At 73.4% G+C, this 22,950-nt stretch carries 19 protein-coding genes; 17 read left to right on the plus strand and 2 right to left on the minus strand.

Annotated elements, in window-relative coordinates:
- Positions 1-157 precede the first annotated feature (157 nt).
- The 10 genes from ABZY12_RS16585 to ABZY12_RS16630 all read left to right on the plus strand — a co-directional run bounded on the left by ABZY12_RS16585 (position 158) and on the right by ABZY12_RS16630 (position 9,383).
- Positions 158-820 (plus strand): hydrolase, encoded by a 663-nt coding sequence (locus ABZY12_RS16585; protein WP_356890765.1) that lies wholly within the window; start codon positions 158-160, stop codon positions 818-820.
- Positions 821-825: 5 nt separating this feature from the next.
- A complete protein-coding gene (locus ABZY12_RS16590) occupies positions 826-1,338 on the plus strand; it encodes a DoxX family protein (protein WP_356890767.1) in 513 nt (170 codons plus the stop codon).
- Positions 1,339-1,351: 13 nt separating this feature from the next.
- Positions 1,352-1,939 carry a DNA starvation/stationary phase protection protein gene (locus ABZY12_RS16595; RefSeq protein ID WP_356890769.1) on the plus strand — a complete coding sequence of 196 codons (588 nt, stop codon included), beginning with the start codon at positions 1,352-1,354 and terminating at the stop codon, positions 1,937-1,939.
- Positions 1,939-3,366 (plus strand): NAD(P)/FAD-dependent oxidoreductase, encoded by a 1,428-nt coding sequence (locus tag ABZY12_RS16600; RefSeq protein WP_356890771.1) that lies wholly within the window; start codon positions 1,939-1,941, stop codon positions 3,364-3,366. Before ABZY12_RS16595 ends, ABZY12_RS16600 begins: the two co-directional genes overlap by 1 nt.
- A 242-nt stretch (positions 3,367-3,608) precedes the next feature.
- Positions 3,609-4,439, plus strand: coding sequence for an alpha/beta hydrolase (locus ABZY12_RS16605; RefSeq protein WP_356890773.1), 831 nt, complete (start codon positions 3,609-3,611; stop codon positions 4,437-4,439).
- Positions 4,440-4,489: 50 nt separating this feature from the next.
- Positions 4,490-5,443, plus strand: a complete 954-nt coding sequence (locus ABZY12_RS16610) for an alpha/beta hydrolase (protein ID WP_356890775.1) — start codon at positions 4,490-4,492, stop codon at positions 5,441-5,443.
- Positions 5,444-5,529: 86 nt separating this feature from the next.
- A complete protein-coding gene (locus ABZY12_RS16615) occupies positions 5,530-7,398 on the plus strand; it encodes an amidohydrolase (protein WP_356890777.1) in 1,869 nt (622 codons plus the stop codon).
- A gap of 17 nt (positions 7,399-7,415) precedes the next feature.
- Positions 7,416-8,159 (plus strand): GPR1/FUN34/YaaH family transporter, encoded by a 744-nt coding sequence (locus ABZY12_RS16620; RefSeq protein ID WP_356890779.1) that lies wholly within the window; start codon positions 7,416-7,418, stop codon positions 8,157-8,159.
- A gap of 68 nt (positions 8,160-8,227) precedes the next feature.
- Positions 8,228-8,542, plus strand: a complete 315-nt coding sequence (locus ABZY12_RS16625) for a GNAT family N-acetyltransferase (protein ID WP_356890781.1) — start codon at positions 8,228-8,230, stop codon at positions 8,540-8,542.
- 115 nt (positions 8,543-8,657) lie between these two features.
- Positions 8,658-9,383: an alpha/beta hydrolase gene (locus ABZY12_RS16630; protein WP_356890783.1), complete on the plus strand. Its 726-nt coding sequence runs from the start codon at positions 8,658-8,660 to the stop codon at positions 9,381-9,383.
- A 41-nt stretch (positions 9,384-9,424) separates the two neighbouring features.
- Here the strand turns inward: ABZY12_RS16630 and ABZY12_RS16635 are convergent, their stop codons facing one another.
- Entirely contained in the window at positions 9,425-12,214 is a 2,790-nt protein-coding gene (locus tag ABZY12_RS16635; protein ID WP_356890785.1) for an AAA family ATPase, read from the minus strand.
- Between the two features lie 204 nt (positions 12,215-12,418).
- On the opposite strand from ABZY12_RS16635, the gene ABZY12_RS16640 reads away from it, so the two are divergent.
- From ABZY12_RS16640 to ABZY12_RS16670, 7 genes are all read left to right on the plus strand, one after another.
- On the plus strand, positions 12,419-15,340 hold the full coding sequence (locus tag ABZY12_RS16640; protein WP_356890787.1) for an AAA family ATPase: 2,922 nt from the start codon (positions 12,419-12,421) through the stop codon (positions 15,338-15,340).
- A 51-nt stretch (positions 15,341-15,391) separates the two neighbouring features.
- On the plus strand, positions 15,392-16,378 hold the full coding sequence (locus tag ABZY12_RS16645; RefSeq protein WP_356890789.1) for an alpha/beta hydrolase: 987 nt from the start codon (positions 15,392-15,394) through the stop codon (positions 16,376-16,378).
- 107 nt (positions 16,379-16,485) lie between these two features.
- Positions 16,486-17,529, plus strand: a complete 1,044-nt coding sequence (locus ABZY12_RS16650; RefSeq protein WP_356890791.1) for a helix-turn-helix domain-containing protein — start codon at positions 16,486-16,488, stop codon at positions 17,527-17,529.
- Between the two features lies 1 nt (position 17,530).
- A complete protein-coding gene (locus ABZY12_RS16655) occupies positions 17,531-18,586 on the plus strand; it encodes a helix-turn-helix domain-containing protein (protein ID WP_356890793.1) in 1,056 nt (351 codons plus the stop codon).
- A 259-nt stretch (positions 18,587-18,845) separates the two neighbouring features.
- Complete coding sequence (rsgA, locus tag ABZY12_RS16660; RefSeq protein WP_356890795.1) at positions 18,846-19,964, plus strand: ribosome small subunit-dependent GTPase A; 1,119 nt, start codon at positions 18,846-18,848, stop codon at positions 19,962-19,964.
- A 651-nt stretch (positions 19,965-20,615) separates the two neighbouring features.
- Positions 20,616-21,959 carry an AlkA N-terminal domain-containing protein gene (locus ABZY12_RS16665; protein WP_356890861.1) on the plus strand — a complete coding sequence of 448 codons (1,344 nt, stop codon included), beginning with the start codon at positions 20,616-20,618 and terminating at the stop codon, positions 21,957-21,959.
- Positions 21,956-22,396 carry a GNAT family N-acetyltransferase gene (locus tag ABZY12_RS16670; RefSeq protein ID WP_356890797.1) on the plus strand — a complete coding sequence of 147 codons (441 nt, stop codon included), beginning with the start codon at positions 21,956-21,958 and terminating at the stop codon, positions 22,394-22,396. Before ABZY12_RS16665 ends, ABZY12_RS16670 begins: the two co-directional genes overlap by 4 nt.
- Positions 22,397-22,411: 15 nt before the next feature.
- Here the strand turns inward: ABZY12_RS16670 and ABZY12_RS16675 are convergent, their stop codons facing one another.
- A complete protein-coding gene (locus ABZY12_RS16675; protein WP_356890799.1) occupies positions 22,412-22,894 on the minus strand; it encodes a DUF456 domain-containing protein in 483 nt (160 codons plus the stop codon).
- Positions 22,895-22,950: the final 56 nt, after the last annotated feature.

Here is a 22,950-nt window from a genome sequence, read left to right on the forward strand (position 1 = left end):
GGACGTGGAGACGGCCCGCCGGTGAGCTGTGCACTGTCGTGCCAAGTCCGGGCACGGAGGGGAAAGCCGGGTGGTCGGGGCGGTCGTAGTTTCCGGGTGTGCCGAGCCGCGGGAATCGCGGCGGGCGACCCCTACTGATCGTTCCGAGAGGACTCCCATGTTCGACGCCACCACGGTGCAGGCCGCCCCGAGCGGGGATCTGCTCACGCCCGACAACTCGGTGATGCTCTTCGTGGACCACCAGCCGCAGATGTTCTTCGGTACGGGGAGCGGCGACCGCGCCGCGATCATCAACAGCACGGTCGGTCTCGCGAAGGCGGCCCGGGCGTTCGACGTGCCGGTCGTGCTGACCACCGTCGCCGCCGAGTCGTTCTCCGGGCCGCTGCTGCCGCAGCTCGCCGAGGTGTTCCCCAAGCAGGACGTCCTCGACCGCACCACGATGAACGCCTGGGAGGACGAGGCGGTCGTGGAGGCGGTCAAGGCGACCGGACGCAAGAAGATCATCCTGTCCGGACTGTGGACCGAGGTCTGTCTGGTCCTGCCCGCGCTGTCCGCGCTGGGCCAGGGTTACGAGGTCTACGTGGTCTCCGACGCCTCCGGCGGCGTCAGCCCGGCCGCGCACGAGCACGCCCTGCAGCGGATGCTGGCAGCCGGCGCCGTGCCGGTGACCTGGGTGCAGGTCCTCCTCGAGCTCCAGCGGGACTGGGCGCGCCAGGAGACGTACGGCGCCGTGATGGAGATCGTCAAGGCCCATGCCGGTGCGTACGGCCTGGGTGTCGTGTACGCGCAGGCCGTCATCGGCGCGCACGCGGCCGGCTGATCTCCTTGGACACCGGCATTCTGATTCTGCGTCTGCTGGTGGGCCTGCTCATCGCCGGGCACGGGGTGCAGAAGATCAGCGGGCATCTCGGCGGCAAGGGACTCGACGGCGGCGCGGACGAGTTCCGCGCCGACGGTTTCCGCGGCGGAACCCTCACGGCGCTCGCGGCGGGCGGGGGCCAGATCGGCTCGGGCCTGCTGCTGGCCGTGGGGTTCCTGACCCCTCTCGCCGCGACCGGAGCCATCGGGGTCATGACCGTCGCCCTCACCGTGAAATGGCACAACGGCCTCTGGGTGCAGAACGACGGGTACGAGTACCCCCTGGTCCTGATCGTCGCCGCCACCGCCCTGGCCGCCACCGGCCCCGGTGCCTGGTCCTTGGACGCCGTCCTCGGCCTGTGGCCCTCTCCGCTGTGGTGGACGGCCCTCGTGCTCGCGGCGGGAGTCGGCAGCGGCCTGGTCACCCGGCTCGTCCTGCACCGTCCGTCCAGCAACCTCGACGCACCCGAACAACCGTGATCAGGAGCATCCGATGGAATCCGCATCCACCACCGCACCCACGCGCGGCGGCGGCCAGCCGCTGCTGCACCAGAAGGGCGAGGAGACCCAGCCGTTCGGAACCCTCAAGCAGCTTCCGATCGGCCTCGGTCACGACACCCGCCTGTACGCCTGTCAGCGGCTGAACCGTGTGCTCGCCGACACACAGATCCTGTACTCCCTCTACAAGAAGCACCATTGGCTCATGCGGGGCGCGACCTTCTACTCGCTCCACCTGATGCTGGACAAGCACGCGCAGGAGCAGCTGGCCCTCGTGGACGCGCTGGCCGAGCGGATCCAGAGCCTCGGTGGCGTCGCGGTCGGGGACCCCCGCCATGTCGCGGAGCTGACGTCCATCCCCCGCCCGCCGGACGGTGTCGAGAAGGTTCCCGTGATGCTGTCGCGGCTCCTCGACGCACACGAGCGGATCCTGATCGACGCCCGGGCCGCCGCCGCCCGGATCGCGGCCGAGGGTGACGAGGGCAGCAACGACCTGCTCATCTCCCAGGTCGTCCGCACCGGTGAGGCGCAGGTGTGGTTCCTGGCCGAACACCTCGTCGACACCCCGCTGGTGCGGGCCTGATGGAGGAGACGTACGACGTCGTGGTGGTCGGTGCCGGCCCGGGCGGCGAGGTCGTCGCCGACCGGATCGTCCGGGCCGGACTCACCGCCGTCGTCGTCGAGGCCGAGGCCGTCGGCGGCGAGTGCTCCTACTGGGCGTGCGTGCCGAGCAAGGCCCTGCTGCGCCCGGGCGCGGCCCGGGAGTCGGCGCGGTCGGTCGGCGGAGCACGGCAGGCGGTGACCGGAGCGCTCGACCCCGCCGCCGTCCTGGCCCGGCGCGACCGGTTCACCGGCCGCGGAGAGGACACCGGCCAGGCCGACTGGCTGAGCCGCGCCGGTATCGCGCTCGTACGGGGCCACGGACGGATCGCCGGGGAGCGCCGGGTGGAGGTCACGGCTGCCGGCGGCGGGGTCCGTACCCTGCGGGCCCGCCTCGCCGTCGTCCTCAGCCCCGGCACGCGGGCCGCGCTGCCGCCCGTCGAAGGTCTGGACCGGATCGGCGTGTGGACCAACCGGGAGGCCACCGCGGCCGATGCGGTGCCCGCCCGGCTCGTCGTCATCGGCGGGGGCGTGGTGGCGTGCGAGATGGCCACGGCGTGGCGCTCGCTCGGCTCGGACGTCACCCTGCTGGTCCGCGACCAGGCCCTGCTGACCGGCTGGGAGCCGTGCGCCGGCGAGGAGGTCGTCCGGGGTCTGACCGATCTGGGGGTCGCGATCCGGTTCGGGGTCTCGGCGACCCGGGTGGCCCGCGACCCGGGCACGGGTGCCGTGACCGTGGAGACGGACGACGGCACCACCCTCGTGTGCGGCGAGGTGCTGGCCGCGGTCGGCCGCCGGCCGCGCACGGCGGATCTCGGCCTGGAGAAGGTGGGACTGCCGGGCGGAGACTGGCTTCCGGTCGACGACACCTGCCGCGTCACCTCCCTGGACGGCGACTGGCTGTACGCCGTCGGCGACGTGAACCGTCGTGCCCCGCTGACCCACATGGCCAAGTACCAGGCTCGCGCCTGCGCCGCCGCGATCGCCGAGCGCGCGGCGGGCCGCCCCGCCGACACCGGCCGGTGGCGGGCCTGGACCGCCGACGCCGACCGCGCCGCCGTCCCGCAGGCCGTCTTCACCCACCCCGAGATCGCGAGCGTCGGCCTCACCGAACGCGCCGCACGCGAAGCGGGCATCGAGGTGCGCGCGGTCGAGTACCGGATCGACGACGTGGCCGGAGCGGGGCTCTACGCGGACGACTACCGGGGTCACGCCAAGCTCGTGGTCGATGTGACCCGGGGGGTGGTCGTCGGCTGCACCCTCACGGGGCCGCTGGCGACCGAACTGATCCACACCGCCACGGTCGCCGTCGTGGGAGAGGTCCCGCTCGAGCGTCTGTGGCACGCGGTCCCCGCCTTCCCCACGGTCAGCGAAGTCTGGCTGCGCCTCCTCGAGGCCTACGGCCTCTAGAGGGTGTCTCGCCGGTCTTGCCGGGCTCGCGACGCCAGGCACGCACGCTCTCCCAAGTAGCCCTTCGGGAACGGGAGGTGCCCCCAGTCGTCGTCGGCCGTCGACGCTCCGCGTGGACTCCCTCCTCAGCCTTGCGATCGCACGCACCAGACACCGCTCGCTGATCCGGCCTGATCGACGAGACACCCCCTAGGCCGCCCACTCACCCCTTTCCACCCTCGTTTCACCAGAGGAGCACACTCATGCCGTTCATCAAGGTCGCCGAAGGCAACTCCGCCCCCATCGAGCTCTACTACGAGGACCACGGCACGGGAGCGCCGGTGGTGCTGATCCACGGCTGGCCGCTGAACGGGGCCTCCTGGGAGAAGCAGACCGCCGCTCTGCTCTCCGCCGGCCACCGCGTCATCACCTACGACCGGCGCGGCTTCGGCCGCTCCGACCAGCCCGCCGACGGCTACGACTACGACACCTTCGCCTCCGACCTGCACGAGGTGCTCACCGCCCTGGACCTGCGCGACGCCGTCCTGGTCGGCTTCTCCATGGGCAGCGGCGAAGTGACCCGCTACCTCGGCACGTACGGCTCGGAGCGCATCGCCAAGGCCGTCATGATAGGCGTCGTCCCGCCCTTCCTGCTCCGGACGGACGACAACCCGGGCGGCGTGGACGCGAGCGTCTTCAAGGGCATCGAAGAGGCCATCACCGCCGACCGGTTCGCCTTCATGACCGCCTTCCTCGCCGACTTCTACAACGTCGACGTCCTGGGCGGTGAGCGCATCAGCGAGCAGGCGGTCCAGGCCAGTTGGAACGTCGCCGTCGGTGCGTCCGCCAAGGGCACGCTCGACTGCGTCCAGGCCTGGCTCACGGACTTCCGCGCGGACCTGCCGCGCATCGACGTCCCCACGCTGATCATCCATGGCGACGCCGACCGCACCCTGCCCATCGAGGCCACCGCGATCCCGCTGTCCAAGAGCATCGCCGGTGCCGAGCTGACGACCGTGCCCGGCGGACCGCACGGCCTGATCTGGACCCACGCCGACGAGGTGAACTCCGCCCTGCTCGCCTTCCTCGGCTGAGCACGACGCACCCCGCATCCCCCCGTAATTCCTCCGAAGGAGAACCCCTCATGTCGCACCAGCCGGTCCTCGAGCCCGCCGCCCAGGCCTTCGCCGACGCCACCGCCCAGCCGCCGTTCCTCTACCAGATCCCGGTGGCGGACGGACGCAAGGCCGTCGACGACGTGCAGAGCGGTGAAGGCGTCACCCTGCCCGCCGTCGACGAGGAATGGATCACCGTCCAGGGCGGCCCCACCGGAGACGTACGCGCCCGGATCGTCCGCCCCCGCGGCGTCACCGGCCCCCTCCCCGTCATCCTCTACCTCCACGGCGCGGGCTGGGTGTTCGGCAACGCCCACACCCACGACCGGCTCGTCCGCGAACTCGCCGTCGGCGCCGGGGCGGCCGTGGTCTTCCCCGAGTACGACCTCTCGCCCGAAGCCCGCTATCCCGTCGCGATCGAGCAGAACTACAGCGTCGCCCAGTGGGTCGCCCGCGAGGGACACCACAAGGACCTCGACGGCACGCGGATCGCCGTCGCGGGCGACTCGGTCGGCGGCAACATGACCGCCGCCCTCACCCTCATGGCCAAGCAGCGCGGCGACGTGGCGCTCGTCCAGCAGGTCCTCTTCTACCCGGTCACCGACGCCGCCTTCGACACCGACTCCTACCACCAGTTCGCGACGGGGTACTTCCTGCGCCGCGAGGCCATGCGGTGGTTCTGGGACCAGTACACGACCGACGAGGCCGAGCGCGCGCAGATCACCGCCTCCCCGCTGCGCGCCTCCCTCGACGCCCTCACCGGACTGCCGCCGGCGCTGGTCGTCACCGCCGAGGCGGACGTCCTGCGCGACGAGGGCGAGGCGTACGCCGCCAAGCTCCGCGCAGCCGGGGTCCCGGTCACCGCCCTGCGCGTCCAGGGGACCATCCACGACTTCGTCATGCTGAACGCGCTGCGCGAGACGCGGGCCGCGGACCTCGCCATCGGCCTCGCGGTCGACACGTTGCGGGAGGCCCTGGCATGACGGGTACGACTGACATGACGAGTGCGAACGGCATGACCGATCGGACTCGCACGACCGATCGGACTCGCACGACCGGGACGGCGAGCATGCCCGTGGCCGGCGTCGTCCCCGGCCGGCACCAGGAGCACCCGGCGGCCGATCTCCTCGTCCGCAACGCGAAGGTGTTCACCGGCGACCCCGGCCGCCCGGAGGCGCGCGCCGTGGCCCTCCGCGCCGGCCGGGTGGTGGCCCTCGGCGACGACCACGACCTCGCCGGCCTCGTCGGCCCGGCCACCAAGGTCGTCGACGCGCTGGGCCGCCGGGTGATCCCCGGGCTCAACGATTCGCACCTGCACGTCATCCGGGGCGGCCTGAACTACGTACTGGAACTGCGCTGGGACGGCGTACGCAGCCTCCGCCAGGCGCTGGCCATGCTGCGCGAGCAGGCCGGCCGCACCCCCAAGGGGCAGTGGATCCGGGTCGTCGGCGGTTGGACCGCCGAGCAGTTCGCCGAACGCCGGATGCCGACCGTGGCCGAGCTGAACGCCGCCGCGCCCGACACCCCGGTGTTCGTCCTGCACCTCTACCAGTCGGCGCTGATGAACCGGGCCGCCGTCCAGGCGGCCGGATTCACCCGCGAGACCCCCGATCCGCGCGGCGGGCAGATCGTACGGGGGAGGGACGGCGAACCGAACGGGGTGCTCCTGGCCGCGCCGAGCGCCCTGATCCTGTACTCCACCCTGGCCAAGGCTCCGGCTCTGGACGAGGCCGACAAACGGACCTCGACGCGGCACTTCCTGCGTGAGCTCAACCGCTTCGGCCTGACCTCGGCGGTCGACGCCGCCGGCGGGTTCCAGAACTTCCCCGACAACTACGCCACCGTCATCGACCTGGCCCGCTCGGGGGAGCTGTCGCTGCGGATCGGCTATCACCTGTTCCCGCAGACGGCCGGGCAGGAGATCGCCGATCTGAAGCGCTGGACCGAGATGGTGAAGCCGGAGGACGGAGACGAGTGGCTCCGCCTCAACGGCGCGGGCGAGAACCTGACCTGGGCCGCCGCCGATTTCGAGAACTTCTCCGAACCCCGGCCCGAACTCGCCGAGGGCTATGAGGCCGAGTTCGAGCAGGCGGTCCGCCTGCTGATGGAGAACGGCTGGGGCTTCCGGCTCCACGCGACATACGACGAGACGATCCGCCGGGACCTCGCCGTGTTCGAGAAGCTCGCGGCCGAAGGGCTCTTCCCGGGCGGCAACCGATGGCTCTTCGACCACGCGGAGACCGTCTCCGCCGACAGCCTCGACCGGATCGCGGCCCTCGGCGGCGCCGTGTCCGTGCAGAACCGGATGTCCTTCCAGGGCGCCGCCTTCCTCGACCGCTACGGCGCCCAGGCCACCGCCCACACCCCTCCGGTCCGGGCCATGCTCGACCGGGGGCTGACCGTCGCCGCCGGAACCGATGCCACCCGCGTGTCCTCGTACAACCCCTGGGTCTCGCTGCACTGGCTGGTGACCGGCCGGACCGTCGGCGGTACGGCGCTCTACCCGGCCGCACACCTCGTCAGCAGGGAGACCGCGCTGGGCCTCTACACCCGAGGCGGCGCGCGGCTCACCGGTGAGCAGGACGTCAAGGGCATCCTGCGGGAGGGCTATTACGGCGACCTCGCGATCCTGTCGGACGACTACCTCACCGTGCCCGAGGCCGCCATCCCCGACATCGAATCCGTGCTCACCGTCGTGGGCGGCCGGATCGTGTACGCGAGCGCGGAGTACGAGGGCCTCGACGAGGCCGTCCCGCCGGTCACCCCGGAGTGGAGCCCCGTCGCCCACTTCGGCGGATACCAGTCCGGCGGCGCACGCCAGGCCCTGCACATGGCCGAGGCCGTCGCCGCGTCCGAGGAGCACCGCCGGTGGCGCGTCGCACGCGGCTCCGCCCCCGAGGCGCCCAAGCCCTTCGTCGACCCCTGCTTCACGCACTGAACAAGGGAACCCGCCCCATGAGTACCGTCTCCGCCGCCGGCGCCGACAGCGCCGGAGGCGAGCCCGGCGACAGCCGGGACACACCCCCCGGACGCCGTTTCGAACCGGACCTCCGGTCGATGACGCGGATCAACCTGCACCCGATCGCCTCGCCGATGCCGCTCGGCTTCTTCACGGTGGCCATCGCCTCCGTGATGACGGGCTGCCTGCAGCTCGGAGCCTTCGAGGCCGCGGACCGCACCGCCGTCGCCCTGTGCGTGCTGCCCGCGTTCGCCCTCCAACTCCTGGTGAGCGTCCTGGCCTTCGGGGCCCGCGACGTGATCGCGGCGACGCTCATGGGCACGTTCGCCGGCAGCTGGCTGGCGTACGGGCTCGTCATCGGAACCGGCGCGGCCGGCGGCCCGAGGGTGCTCGGCGTGTTCAACCTGGCGCTCCTGTGCTTCGGAACTCTGATGGCCGCCGTGACCCGGCCCAAGCGCGCCCTGTGGCTCGTCCTGGTGGTCTCCGTGCCCCGGTGGGCGGCCACCGGTCTCTCCGGACTGACCGGCGCCGAATGGCTCACGTACGTGTCCGGGGCCCTCGGGCTCCTGGTGGCTCTCGTGGCGACGTACGCGGCGTTCGCCCTGATGCTCGAGGACATGCGCAGCGAGGAGGTCCTGCCCATCGGCCGCAGCGGCCCCGCCCACACGGCGGTCGAGGGCGACCTCGCGGTGCAGCTGCGCAACCTGGAACGCCAGGCGGGCGTGCGACGCACCCTCTGACGCCGTCCCCGTGAACCACCCGCGCGCCGCCCCCGGCGCGACCTCATGATCACCGCACAGGAGCGAGCATGGAACCACAGGTGACCGACAACCCGGAGAAGTCCCGGTACGAGATCCTCGCCGGTGACGACACCACCGAGACGGCGGGCTTCGCCGAGTACTTCCTCTCGGAGGGCGAGATCGCCTTCATCCACACCGAGATCGCCCCCCGCTTCGCCGGCCGGGGGCTGGGCGGGCTGCTCGCCCGCGGCGCCCTCGACGACGTCCGTGCGCGCGAGCTGAACGTCCTGCCGTACTGCCCCTTCATCCGGGGATGGCTCGGCAAGCACCCGGAGTACGCGGACCTGGTGCCCGAGGCGCGCCGCGCACAGTTCGGCCTCTGAGAGGTATCCCCTCGCGCCCGTCGCCCGCGCCCACCGGTGCGGCGCCGACGGGCCGCGCGGGCCGGCCGTACGCGCCGGTCCGCCGTCCCACCCGTCCACAACAGGGAGTTGTGCCATGTCCTCTTCCGACAGCCCTACCGTCGTCCTCGTCCACGGCGCCTTCGCGGACGCGTCCAGCTTCGCCCGCGTCGTGCCCGAGCTCCTCGCCCGCGGCCTCGGCGTCGTGGCGCCCGCGGTGCCCAACCGCAGCCTGCTCGGCGACGCGGCCTACATCGCCTCGATCGTGCGCCAGATCCCCGGACCGGTCGTTCTGGTCGGCCACTCCTACGGCGGCGCGGTCATCACCGTCGCCGGCGCGGAGGACAACGTCCGCGCCCTGGTCTACCTGGCCGGATACGCCCTGGAGGAGGGCGAGAGCCTGGGCGAGCTGCAGGGCGGCTTCCCCGACTCCGATCTCGCCGCCGCGCTCGTCCTCACCCCCTTCCCGGTCGAGGGCTCCGATTCCCCCGGCACCGATGTGTCGGTCCTGCCCGACAGGTTCCCGGCCGTCTTCGCCGCCGATGTCGACCCCGGCCTCGCCTCCGTCCTCGCCGTGTCCCAGCGCCCCCTGGCCGCGCGGGCCTTCGGCGAGAAGGCCCCGACGGCGGCCTGGAAGACCCGTCCCTCCTGGGGTCTTGTCGCGTCGGCGGACCGGACGATCAACCCCGACGTGGAGCGGTTCGGCTATCAGCGGGCCGGTATGACCACCGTCGAGGTCGACTCCTCGCACCTGGTGATGCTCTCCCGGCCCGACCGCGTCGTCGAGCTGATCGAGGAGGCCGTCCGCGCCACCGCCCGCTGACCGCCCGGCACCTCCCGGCCGGGCCGGCCACCACGCCTCTGTCAGTCCGGCCGGGGCAGGTGGCCGAGGATGTCCCGCAGCTGGGCACGTCCCGTGATGCCGAGCTTCGGGAAGATCTTGTGCAGGTGGAAGCCGATGGTCCGGGGGGACAGATACAGCCGGGCACCGATGTCCCGGTTGGTCAGACCCTCCGCGGCCAGTTGGGCGATCTGCAGCTCCTGCGGCGTCAGGACGGACGCGGCCTCCGGCGTCCGGGAGTCGGCCACCGCCACGCCCGCCGCCCGGAGTTCGGCGGTGGCGCGCTCGATCCACGGGGCCGCGTCGAGGCGTTCGAAGATCTCCAGGGCGGTGCCGAGCAGGGGGCGGGCCTCCGCGGACCGTCGGCGGCGCCGCAGCCACTCGCCGAAGTCCAGGTGGACGAGGGCGTGTTCGAACGGCCATCGCGCCCCCGCCGGGTCGGCGAGCGCCGCGCGGAAGTGCGACTCGGCGTCGTCGGGCTCGCTCAGCAGGGCCCAGGCGCGGTGCACGATCGCGTCCAGCCGGGCGGAGCGGGGCGCGCTCAGGGTCCCCTCGGTGGCGCGGAGCACGGCACGGGCGTCGTCGGCCTGGCCGGCGCGGACGGCGGCCGCGGCGAGGTCGGCGAGGTGGTAGACCGAGGCGTGGTGGTGCACGGGGGCGGGGTGGAAGTCCCGGGTGAAGGCGCGGCGGAGGTGTTCGTACGCCGTCCTGTGGTCGCCCTCCGCGAGCGCCGCCATGGCGAGCGCGTGGCAGTGACGGACGTACAGGCTCCGTGACTTGCGCAGGTCGCGGCCGCGCACCGCGTCGGCGGCCTGAGCCCGCGCGCCCGCGTGGTCACCGCGGGCCGCGAGCAGCGTGGCCTGGAGGATCGGCGATCCGACGGAGACGTTGTCGGCGCCCGCCTCCGTGGCCATGCAGAAGGCCTCCTCGGCGGCGGCCCGGGACTCCGTCCAGGCCCCGCTCTCGAACAGCGCGAGGGCGAGGGCCTGCGCGACCGTGCAGTTGGTGCCGGCCGTGGGGCCCCGGCGGTGATGGTCCATGGCCTGCCCGAGCAGGCGTACGGACAGGTCCGTCTCGTCGAGTATCCAGGCGCTCGCACCGAGCACCACGAAGTCGGTGAGGGAGTCGTTCCGCAGGGAGTCGACCAGGTGGGTCAGACGCTTCAGGGTCTCCTCCCGGTCGGTGAACGGATCGCCGACCAACTGGATCCAGAGGCTGTCGCTCCGATTCGGCTGCGGCTCCATCAGACCGCCGATGCGCCGGAGTTCTGTGCGGTAGAAGGGGTCGCCGGAGTTGTACGCCGGAGTGGACGCCGTGCCCAGGGCGTCCATCGCCAGGACGGGTGCCGCGGTGGCCATGGACTCGGCCACCGGCAGCAGGAAGCCGAGGGAGTCCTCGTGCCGGAGAGTGACGGCCAGGGCCCAGCCGCCGCGCAGGGACGCCTCGGCGAGCATCCGGGGATCGTCCGTGAGGGTGGCGACACGGGCCGCGATCTCGCCGACCCACTGCGGGTATCCGGCGTACATGGCGGACGCGGCGGCGGCCAGCAGGCGTTCGGCACGGCGTTCCGGTTCCGGGGTGAGGTCCGCGGCACGTTCCAGCGCGGTGGCCGCGGCCGCGTATCCGCCGCGGCGCCGGGAGCGTTCGGCGGTCTCCGCCAAGGCGTGGGCGACCTCTTCGTCCGGGCCGAGCGCGGCCGCGGCCAGGTGCCAGGCACGGCGGTCGGGTTCGTGCGCGAGTGCGGCGGCGAGCGCCAGATGGGCCTCACGGCGCTCGTCGAAGGAGGCGGCCTGGTAGATCGCGGAGCGGACCAGCGGATGGCGCAGGCGGACGTGGCCGCTCTCGACCCGTACCAGCCCTGCCTGTTCGGCCGGCCGCCACACCTGGGGATCCTCCAGGTCGGGCGAGGTGTGCAGGACGTCGGAGAGCCGGTCGTTCCCCGCGGCCGCCGCCAGGAGCAGCGCGCGCCGGGTGGCTTCGGGAAGGGCCGGCAGGTCGGCGGCGAACAGCCGCTCCAGCCGGGTGGTGAGAGGGACCGAATCGATCGAGCCGGTCCCGTGACCGCTCGGGTCCCTGCCGAAGGCCCGCGCGAGCTCGATGAGGGCCAGCGGGTTCCCGGCCGCCTGCTCGAGAATCCGGGCGCGGGCCCTGCCCTGCGGAGGATGCGGTTGCGCGTCCAGCAGGAGGCCCGCCGAGGCCCGGTCCAGGGGGCCTGTCGACATATGGGGGAAGGCGAGGTCGAAGCGCAGGGGCACCTCGTGGTCCCGCGCGGCGAGCAGCAGGGCGATGCGTTCGCCTTCGAGGCGCCGGGCGACGAACGCCAGCACGTCCATCGAGCAGAGGTCCAGCCACTGGGCGTCGTCGACGGTGATCAACACCGGTCGTTCCGTCGCCGCGTCCGAGAGCAGCGTCAGCACTCCGACTCTCATCATCAGGGGGTCCGGCGTCCGCAGCCCGTCCATCCGGTCCGTGTTCTCCTCGGTGCCGAACGCGCACCGCAGGGCGTCGCGCTGCCGTGCGGGCAGCCGCTCGACACCGCTGAGGACCGGGCGCAGCAGCTGATGCACGCCCGCGAAGGCGAGTTCCCGCTCGCCCTCGCCGCCCCGTACCCGCAGCACGCGACGACCCCGCTCCGCAGCCTCGGCGGCCGCCCGGTCCACCAGGGTGCTCTTTCCCGAACCCGGCTCGCCGGTCAGCACGAGCACCTTCGGGCCGGCGCCGTCCGCCGCCTCGACCAGCCGACCGATCCGCTCCAGTTCACGCCGCCTGCCCCGGATCAGCCCGCCACGTGCCTCTTCGGCGCCGAAATCCATGTTCTCCCTTGTCCGCCCCACGGCCGCCCCGGTCCGCCCAGTGGACCGCCAATGGCAGCGAAGTGCCTGTTCACAGCTGTGCCACCATCCTGCCAGGCGCACTTCCGGCATGACTGGTCACATGACAGAAGCGCACCTTCCGACCGACTGACAGCATCCCCACAGGGGCGGGCGACAGTGCCTCGCGCAGGGAGTCGGAGTGCGATGACGGTGTACGAAGTGCGGGGCACGGCGGCTGTGCCGATCGGCCGGGAGGCGGAGATCGACCGGATCCTGCGCTCCCTCGACGCACGCTCCGGCCCGCCGCGCGCTCTGCTCGTCCTCGGAGAGACCGGCACCGGCAAGTCCCACGTGCTGCGGTTCGCCGAGGAGACGGCCGCGGCGCGCGGGACCCGGGTGCTGTCGCTGCGGGGCTGGGGCACCGAGAAGCCGCAGCCGTTCGCCTCGCTGCACCGGCTGCTCCTGCCGGTGCTCGACGAGCCGGACGCTCTGCCGGAGCACCGGCGGCCCGCTCTCCGTACCGCCTTCGAGTCCGCTGCCGACGCCGGTCCGCGGGAACACCGTGCGGTGGGCGAGGCGGTCCTGGCCCTGGTGGACCGTCTCGCCCGGGCGGCCCCGGTCCTGCTGGCCGTCGACGACGTCCAGGACTGCGACCGCGCCTCCCTGAACGTTCTCTTCTCCTTGACCCGGCGGCTCACGGACCAGCCCGTGACCATGTTGTTCACGGCGTGCGGGGAGGCCGCCCCGGCAGGCGTACCGGCGGATCTTCCCGTCCTGCCGCTCGGCCCGCTGCCCCCTCGCGCGGCAGCCGGACTGCTGGACGCCCAGCCCGACGCCGTCACCGGAAGGCCCCGGCTGGACCTGCTCCGGCAGGCGGAGGGCAACCCGCTGGCGATCGTCGAGCTGAACCTGGCGACACGCGTCGGTGCCGGATCGGCGCCGATCGGCCCGGAGCCGGGCCGGACCTCGCGGATCCAGCAGATGTTCGCCGCCCGTCTGGGCGCGCTGCCGGAACGGACACAGCGCGCCCTGCTGTACGCCGCCGCCGCGTCACGCGAGGAGGAACTCCCCGTCGTCATGGCCGCCTTGGGCACCTCCGACCTCACGGTGTGGGCCCCGGCGGAGAAGGCCGGTCTGATCAGCATCGCCGACGGCCGTCTCGCCTTCGGCAACCCGCTCATACGCACGGCGGCCTTCCACCGGCAGACGGCGCGGCTGCGGCAGCGGGCCCACCGGGACCTGGCCGCGGCGGCGGACCGGACCCCGGCCCGCCGGGCCTGGTACCTGGCCGCGGCGGCGATCGGCCCGGACGAGGCGGTGGCCAGGGCCCTGGAGGAGGCCGCCGCCGAGGTACGGCAGGCGGGAGACCGCTTCGACTCGGCGCAGGCCCTGGAGCAGGCGGCGCGGCTGAGCGGGAGCGACGACGATCGCGCCCGCCGGCTCGCCGGGGCGATGGCTGCGGCGAGCGACTTGGGGGATCCGGAATGGGTCCGCGACCTGTACGCGCGGTTCACCCGGGTGAACCGCGACCCGGAGCTGCGATCCGTCGCGGCCTGCGCGATGGGAGGAGCCCTGACGCTGCTCTCGTTCCAGCGGGAGGCCTTCGACCTCCTGCTCGGCGTCTGGCGGCAGTCACCTCCGCGTACGGCCATCGCCGCCTTCGCGCTCACCGCGCTCGCCGCGGACATCGCCCGCCAGTCCGGGCTGCCCGAGCACCGGCGGGAGGTGCCGCGCATGCTCGACCACGCGAGACGGCTGGCAGAGATGGCGCGGGAGGGGGAGAAGACACAGAAGGCACAGGCGGCGGAGAAGGCACAGGATGCCGAGCAAGAGTCGCGGAAGTCACCCAGGACGCCGGGCGGGCATGGTGACCATGCCGGGCGGAGGGAGGCCGTGCGCCACGACGGGTTTTCCGAGCTCGCCGGCCCCGGGGTCCTCGCGTCCCTGGAGGCATTCGTCTCGGCGGGACTCGATCCGGGCGTCCACGCCGGCGGCACGCCCCGCCGGCTGACCGCCCCACCCTTCGAACCCCTCGACGGCGCGGGCTCGCCGACCCGACTGCTGGTCACCGCATCGGTGGCGTACCACACCGACGAGTCGGAGCTGTGCGCCGAGATGTACCGGCAGGCGGACACGGCCCGCGGAGCGCGAGGAGGGTGGGGCCCGCGCGCGTGGACGCTCCCGGCCCGGGTGGACAACCTCATCGGCATGGGACGGTGGGCGGAGGCGGAAACCCTGATCGAGGAGGGCCGCTCCGACGCCGCCGTGCACCGGCTGCCCCGCGTCGACATGGACCTCGAAGCCCTGGAGGTGACGCTCCGCGCGCTGCGCGGTGAGAGCCTGCCGGAGATCCCGTTCACCGGGCCCCACTGGCGCTCCGTCAGCCTGGACGAGAACCGGGCCACCCGAGCCCGAATGCTGCGCGCCTGCGGGCTGACCGCGCTGGCCCGGGGGGAAGCGGACCGTGCCTTCCGCCATCTGCGGGCCCTGTTCGGGGAGGACGGCTCGCCCCTCGACCCCTTCCTGTCCCCGCGTTCCCTCGGCGAACTGGCCGCCGCCGCCCAGCGCACCGGCCGCCAGGAGGAGGCGGCACGCGTCCTCGGCCGGGTACGGGAACACCAAGGGGACCGGCCGACGACCCGGATGACGCTGCTCCTGCACCATGCGGCGGCCCTCGTCGACGAGGAGACCGACCCCGAGCAGCACTTCCGGCTGGCCCTGGTCAATCCCGAGGCGGACACCTGGCCGCTCGAGCGGGCCCAGGCCCGTCTGCACTACGCGATCTGGCTGCGCCGACGCAGAAGGCCCCTGGAGGCCCGAGCCCAGCTGACCGCCGCGCTGGAGGTCGCCACCCGGTTCGACGCCCGGAACCTCGCCGAGTCGGCCCGCTGCGAGCTGCGCGCGACAGGAGTGGCCGACGCTCCCGCCTCCGTCGACCGGCTCTCCGAACTGACCGCCCAGCAGCGGCAGATCGCCCGCCTCGTCGCGGACGGCCTGTCGAATCGCGAGATCGGTGAGCGCCTCTTCCTGTCGCCCCGTACCGTGGGTTCGCACCTCTACAACGTCTATCCCAAGCTCGGCATCAGCAGCCGCCACCAACTCCGGGACCTCCTGCGCGACCTGTGAGGTGACGACGGACCAGAGCCACGAGGGGCCCGAGCGAGAGGCGAGAACCGAATGCAGTCGGACCCCGAGAGGGGCGCGGGCTCCGTGCCGCCGTCGCCCGTGATTCTCGATCCGCTGGTGCGACGGCTCGTCGAGGCGTCGACGGCACCGCCTTATCTGCACGAGCTCGGACCCGAGGAGGGACGGCAGGCGCTGCGGGAGTCCCAGAACCATCGGATCGAGGACTTCGACGTGGAGGCCGCCTTTCATGTGGCGCGCGTGGGACCCACCGGCCTGGTGGGCTTCTGGATCGTCCGGCCGACCGGAACGACGGGCCCCCTGCCCGCCGTGCTCTACATCCACGGAGGCCGCTGGATGCTGGGAGACGCGCAGACCCACGCCCGACTCGTCAGCGAGCTGGTGCGGGAGGCGGGTGTGGCAGCCGTCGTCCCCGAGTACAGCCGCACGCCCGAGGCCCGCTATCCCGTCGCCCTCGAGGAGTGTCACGCCCTGTTGACCTGGGCGGTCCGGCAGGCGTCGGAGCTCGGACTCGACGCGGACCGTCTCGCGGTCGCCGGCGACTGCGCCGGCGCCACGCTTGCGACGGCGCTCTCGCTCCTGGCGAAGGAGCGCGGCGGCCCGGCCATCCGAGCCCAACTGCTGTACTACCCGCTCACCGACGCCCGCTGCGACAGCCCGTCCCAACGGCGGTTCGCCACGGGATATCTGCTCACCCGGGAGGCCCTGCGCTCGTACTGGCGGCAGTACGCCGTCGATCCCGGGGAGCGGGACGCGCCGACCGCTTCCCCGCTACGGGCGAGCCTCGCCGAACTCGCGGATCTTCCCCCCGCCCTGGTCGTCACGGCGGAGGCCGACGTGACACGGGACGAGGCGGAGGAGTACGCGGATCGGCTGCGCCGCGCCGGCGTCCCCGTGACCGCTGCCCGATTCCAGGGCATGGTCCACGACTTCGTGTCGCTGACCGCGCTGCGCGCCAGCCCCTCGACGCTGGCGGCGGTGCGCCTGGGGGCCACCTTCCTGCGTGACCATCTGAGGTGACGGCGTCGGCCGGTCCCGACCGGGCCCGGCCGCCCGTCGAGAGCGGGGAGCGGGACCAGTCGGCCGACTGATGCGTGCGCCCCCCGACCGGCGGCAGGCTGGCCACCATGTCGAGCGATTTCGGTGCGTTCCCGGGGGACGGCGGCGGCGTCCATGAGTCCGTCGCCACACGGCGGCGGCGTCAGGTGCTGCGCACGAGCGACGTACCCCTGAGCGAGAGTCTGGACTTCTGGCACGATGCCGTCCTCGCGCAGCTCGTGGGGATGGACATCACCACGGAGAGCGGTACGTACGACGCGGCGATGTGGGCGGACCACATCGGCGACCTGCGGATCACCACGGTCGAGTGCGACCCGGGCGTGGTCCACCGCTCCCCGCACTTCATCGCCCGCGGCGACGGCCGGGAGGTGTTCGCCGCGGTGCTCAACAGCGGTCTCGCCCAGGTCGAGCAGGACGGCCGCGCCACCGAGATGCGGCCGGGCGACGTGGCGTTCTTCGAGACCGTCCGCCCCTCCCGTACGCGGTTTCCGCACCGCTTCCAGTTGCAGATCTTCGCCGTGCCCCGCAGCCTCCTGGGCCTGAGCGAGGCGGATACGGCCCTGATCACGGCGCGGTCCCTGCGCCCGACCGCCGGGCTCGCGGCCCTGCTCTCCCCGTTCATGTCGCGGCTGGCGGACGCGTCGGAGTCCTACCCCCAGCCTGTCGCCGAGCAACTGGCCGGCAGCGCCGTGGACCTGCTCGCCGCGGTCGCGGCCCAGCAGTCGGGCGGGGAGCCCGCGAGTCTGCCCGGCGCCGATCGCGTCCTGCTGCTGCGCGTCCAGCGGTTCATCCGCTGGCATCTGGCGGATCCGGGCCTCACCCCCGAGACCGTCGCACGCGCCCACCACATCTCGGTGCGGTATCTGCACCGGCTGTTCGAGAAGGAGGGCACGACGGTCAGCCGCTGGATCGGTGAACTGCGCATGCGGGAGTGCCGGAGGGAGCTGGCGGCGAACGTCACCCGGAACACGAGCGTGGGCAGCGTCGCCCACCGCTGGGGCTTCACCAGCACGTCCCATTTCGGGCGGGCGTTCCGCAGGGAGTACGGCACGTCGCCGACCGAGTGGCTGCGGGGCGAACGGGCCCGGCGCGCCGTCTCGGAGGCCGGGTGACATGAGGAGCCGTGCGCCGCTGACCGCCGCCGCTCAGCACCTTGCCCTGTCCACGGCCACGGCCGCGCCGGCAGACCCGGTGTCGGTGTGGAAGCGGGACCTGTCACGGACCTATGTCGCTCTCGACCCGGTCGTCCGGGGGGACCGGGGGTCCTGGACCGGATCCCTCACCTCGAACCGGACCGGGTCGCTCCAGGTCACCACCGAGGAGTCCGACCCGGTGAAGCTCGTCCGTACCCCTGAGGCCGCGGCGGCGGACGGCCACGCGTACCTTTTCGCCCGGATACAACTGGCGGGCCCCGCCCTGTTGTTCCAGGACGGCCGTTCCGTACAGCTCGATCCCGGAGTCCTCGCCTTCTACGACGCGAGCCGCCCGTTCAGCATCGTCCTGCCGGAGCCTCAGCGGGCCCGGGTCCTGATGCTGCCCCGCCCGATGCTGAGGCTGGAGGACACGGACGTACGCCGCATCACCGCGACGGCCGTCGGCGTCGAACCCGACGGGCCGGCCGCGCCGCTCCTGCCGTTCCTGCGGGGGCTCGTGGAGGAGATCGGCCCGGCCGCCCCCCACGTGCGCGAGCCGCTCGCCCGCACCGTCGCGGGTCTTCTCTCCACCCTCGCCGCACACCAGTCGGGCGCGCTCGGCCGGTCCAGGGCGGCCGGGGCGGGGCCCGCGACGGTCCTCGACCGGATCAAGTCGTCCGCCGAGGCCCGCCTCGGTGAACCGGAGCTCTCGCCCCGGATGCTCGCCGAGGAGCTCGGCATCTCGCTGCGCTCTCTGCACAAGCTGTTCCACGCGGAGGGCACCACGTTCGGCGGCTGGGTGCGGGAACGGCGACTGGAGGCGTGCCGGGCCGAGTTGGCCCGTCCCGACGCGGCCGGCCTCGCGATCTCCGCGGTGGCCGCCCGCTGGGGGTTCCCCAGACCGGCCCACTTCAGCCGCGCCTTCCGCAGGGCCTACGGGGTGTCCCCGTCCCAGTGGCGCGAGAGCGCCTGCGGACGGCGGGAGTTCCCGGGCACTGCTGACCCGGTCCGCGACCTCGTGCGGCAGGCGGCGTGAACCCCGGAGCAGCGCCCCGAAAAATGCTTGGCGCGGCCGGGGGCGGCCGCGTTAGAGTCTGGCCGTTCCTGCGGACCGCCCGATGGGCTGTCCGCATCTGTCGCTCCGTGTGATCCAGGAGGTGTGACCGATGGCTGTTGTCGCGATGGGCACTGCCCGCTCCCAGCAGTTCTTCCACTCCACTTCCGTGGTCGCCGGCTGACCTTCCTCTCTCCGCGCCGTTCGGCGTGTGCCGGGGCCACCCTTCGAAGGGTTCCCCTTGTCTTTCTCTTCTGTTCAGGGCTCGACCGCCTCGTCGTCCGTCTCGCACCCGCTGGTTCCGTACGGCTGGGACGCGGGCTGGGAGGCCGAGTTCGCCCCGTACGCCGAGCGGGGTCTTCTGCCCGGCCGTGTCGTGCGGGTCGACCGAGGCCAGTGCGATGTCGTCACCCCGGTCGGCACCGTGCGCGCCGACACCGAGTTCGTCGTTCCCCGCGACCCCATGAAGGTCGTCTGCACGGGGGACTGGGCCGCGGTCGATCCGGACGGTGACCCGCGGTACGTACGGACGCTTCTTCCGCGTCGTACGGCCTTCGTGCGGTCGACGTCGTCCAAGCGTTCCGAGGGCCAGATCCTCGCGGCCAACGTCGACCACGCGATCATCACCGTCTCGCTCGCCGTCGAGCTGGACCTCGGTCGCGTCGAACGCTTCCTCGCGCTGGCGTGGGAGTCGGGCGCCCAGCCCCTGGTCGTCCTCAGCAAGGCCGACCTCGTCCCCGACCCGGTCGGGCTCTCCTACCTCGTCCAGGACGTGGAGACCTCGGCACCGGGCGTGCGGGTGCTGCCGGTCAGCGCGTCGACGGGGGAGGGCGTGGAGGTGCTCGCCGCGGTGGTGGCGGGCGGTACGAGCGTGCTGCTCGGCGCCTCCGGAGCCGGGAAGTCGACGCTCGCCAACACCCTCCTCGGCGAGGAGGTCATGAGTGTCCAGGCCGCGCGTGACGTGGACGGCAAGGGCCGCCACACCACCACGACGCGGAATCTGCTCCTGCTGCCCGGGGGCGGCGTCCTGATCGACACGCCGGGGTTGCGCGGTGTCGGGCTGTGGGACGCCGAGACCGGGGTGGGGCAGGTCTTCTCGGAGATCGAGAGCCTCGCGGAGGACTGCCGCTTCCACGACTGCGCCCACGAGGCGGAGCCGGGCTGTGCGGTGACGGCGGCCGTCGAGGACGGCACGCTGTCGGTGCGGCGGCTGGAGAGCTACCGCAAACTCCTGCGCGAGAACCAGCGCATCGTCGCGAAGACCGACGCCCGCCTCCGGGCAGAGATGCTCAAGGACTGGAAGCGCAAGGGCGCGGAGGGCCGGGCGGCGATGGCACTGAAGCGCGGCCACGCGCGATAGCCCGCGGGGCGGCGTGCGGCGGCCGGCACCGCACGGCGAAGGGCCGTCGCCCGCTGGCCGCGGGCGACGCTTCCCGTTCAGGGCCGGCCTCGCGGCGGCCCCGGCGGCCCGGCCGGGCGGCGCGGCGCCTCCCAGCGCGGAGCCGCACGGCGAAACGCGGGCCGTCGCCCGCTGGCCGCCGCCCGCCAGGCGCGGCTGTGGCTCCCCGCTCGGGGGTCGGCTCGCTCCCCGGCGGGGTCCGGGGCCCATGCCCGGCGGCCCCCGGCGGCGATGCTGGGCGGCGATGGCGGTGAAGCGCGGCCACGCGCGATAGCCCGCTGGGCGGGGCGGAGCCTCCCCGTTCGGGGTCGGCTCGCTCCCCCGCGCTGCGGGCAGGGGCAGGCTCGCTCCCAGTTCGGGGTCCGGGCCTGCGCCCGGCTCCCAGCCCGGGGGGCCGGGTTCCGTGCCGGCTCACCGCTCACAGGCCGGGATCCGTGCCCGGCTTCCCGCTCGGGGTCGGCTCGGCGCCGGCGGGGTCCGGGGCCCATGCCCGGCGGCCCCCGGCGGGGCATGGGCCCCACCGTCCGCAACCCGCCCGGCGCGCCACGCCCCACCCCCATGTCCGAAAACCGCCAGATACGCCCCGCCCGGTCCCGCACACTGGATCTCGTGATGGACGAAGACACCCGGTACCAGGCGGTCAGCAGCCGGGACGCGCGGTTCGACGGGGAGTTCTTCTTCGCCGTGCGGACCACCGGGATCTACTGCCGGCCCAGCTGCCCCGCCGTCACCCCCCAGCGGAAGAACGTCACGTTCTTCCCGACCGCGGCCGCCGCCCAGGGCCACGGCTTCCGCGCCTGCCGGCGGTGCCGGCCCGACGCCGTGCCCGGGTCCGCCGAGTGGAACGTGCGGGCCGATGTCGTCGGCCGCGCCATGCGGATGATCGGGGACGGCGTCGTCGACCGCGAGGGCGTGCCCGGGCTCGCCGGCCGGCTCGGTTACAGCGCACGGCAGGTGCAGCGTCAGCTCACCGCCGAACTCGGCGCGGGCCCCGTCGCGCTCGCCCGCGCCCAACGGGCGCACACCGCACGGCTGCTCCTGCAGACGACCGGGCTGCCGATCACCGAGATCGCCTTCGCGTCCGGATTCGCGAGCGTGCGCCAGTTCAACGACACGATCCGCCGCATCTACGCCCGTACCCCCTCCGAACTCCGCGCCGAGTCCGGCACCGGCACGGCGCCCCGCGCCGCCCGCGCCGCCGGCGTGCCGCTGCGGCTCGCGCACCGCGGCCCCTACGCCGCCCGGGAGGTCTTCGACCTGCTCGCCGCCGAGGCGCTGCCCCGGGTCGAGGACGTGGTCGGCCCTGTCGGCGCCCGCACCTACCGCCGTACGCTCCGCCTCCCGTACGGCACCGGCCTCGTCTCCGTCGACGAGCGCAGCGCAGGGCCCTGGCTGGAGGCCCGGATCCACCTCACCGACCTGCGCGATCTGACCACCGCCGTCCAACGGCTGCGCCGGCTCTTCGACCTGGACGCCGATCCGTACGCCGTCGCCGAGCGTCTCGGCGCCGACCCGCGGCTCGCCGCTCGGGTGGCCGCCCGCCCCGGCGTACGCTCGCCCGGCGCGGCCGACCCCGAGGAGTTCGCCCTCCGCACCCTGCTCGGCCCGCGCGAGGCGGCCCGGCTGGCCGAGACCCACGGGACGGCCCTGGAGCACACGTGCGGAGGCCTCACCCACCTCTTTCCCGAGCCCGCCGCCCTCACCTCCCACCCCGTCGCCGGCCCCCTCGCGGCCGCGCTCGCCACCGGTGCGGTACGCCTCGACCCCGGCGCCGACCGGGACGAGGCCGAGCGGGCCCTGCTCGGCGTTCCCGGTGTCACCCCCGCCACCGCCGCCCTCATCCGTATGCGCGCCCTGGGCGACCCCGACGTGGTCCCGGAGGCCGTCCCCGACGCGGAGGCATGGCGACCCTGGAGGTCCTACGGCCTGCGCCACCTGCAAGGATGGCCGGCATGATCACCATCGACCGTCTCGCGCGGGACGACCGCTCGGAGTGGGAGCGGCTCTTCCGCGCCTATATGGACTTCTACGGCCGCACCGAAGGCTCCGAGATGTACGAGCGGGCCTGGCGGGAGTTCCAGGAGGACACCCGGCTGCACGCCCTGGCCGCACGGCTCGACGGGCGGCTGGTCGGCTTCACCCACTTCTTCGTTCACCCCAGCACCTCCGGCCCCGACGTCTGCTACCTCCAGGACCTCTTCACCGATCCCGAGGCGCGCGGCAAGGGCGCGGCGCGTGCCCTCATCGCCGCCGTCGCCGAGTGGGCCCGTGCCCAGGGCTGCGACCGGGTCTACTGGAACACCCAGGAGTCCAACACCACCGCACGGCACCTCTACGACAAGGTCGCCCGCGACACCGGCTTCATCAAGTACCAGATCGACCTTCCCCGGTAGCGGCACGCGGAGCGGTCAGCCCCAGATCACGGCCCCCACCCACGCCCCGACGATCAGCAGGCACGAGAACAGCTCGACGAGCACGCTCGTGCCGGCCGCCCGCATCAGCCCGCGCGTGGAAGCCTTCGCCTGGCCGTGACCGCCGAGGCGGAGGCGTTCGGAGAGGTAGATCCCGCCGACGAAACCGGGGATCGCGCCCAGCACGGGAACCAGGAAGAAGCCGAGGAACGCGCCGACCCCGGCGTACGTCACCATCCGCCCCGAGATGCCGACGCCGCGGATCCGGCGTTGCGGCAGCTGCCAGACGACCACCTGGGTGAGCAGCAGCAGCGCGGTCGAGGCGACGAGCAGGATCCAGGCGAGGCCGCTCTGCTGTTGCAGCGACCACCAGAGCATGGCCGCCCAGACGAGCCACGGCCCGGGCACGCCGGGAGCGAGCACCCCGAACAGGCCCAGCAGCATCACCATCGCCACCAGCAACAGCTGCCACACACCCATCTGTCAAGCGTGCAGGACGCACGGCGTCCTCGCAGGTCGCGGCCGTACGGACGAGG

Origin of the sequence: Streptomyces sp. NPDC006551, from assembly GCF_040611675.1 — a bacterium.
GTDB lineage: Bacteria > Actinomycetota > Actinomycetes > Streptomycetales > Streptomycetaceae > Streptomyces.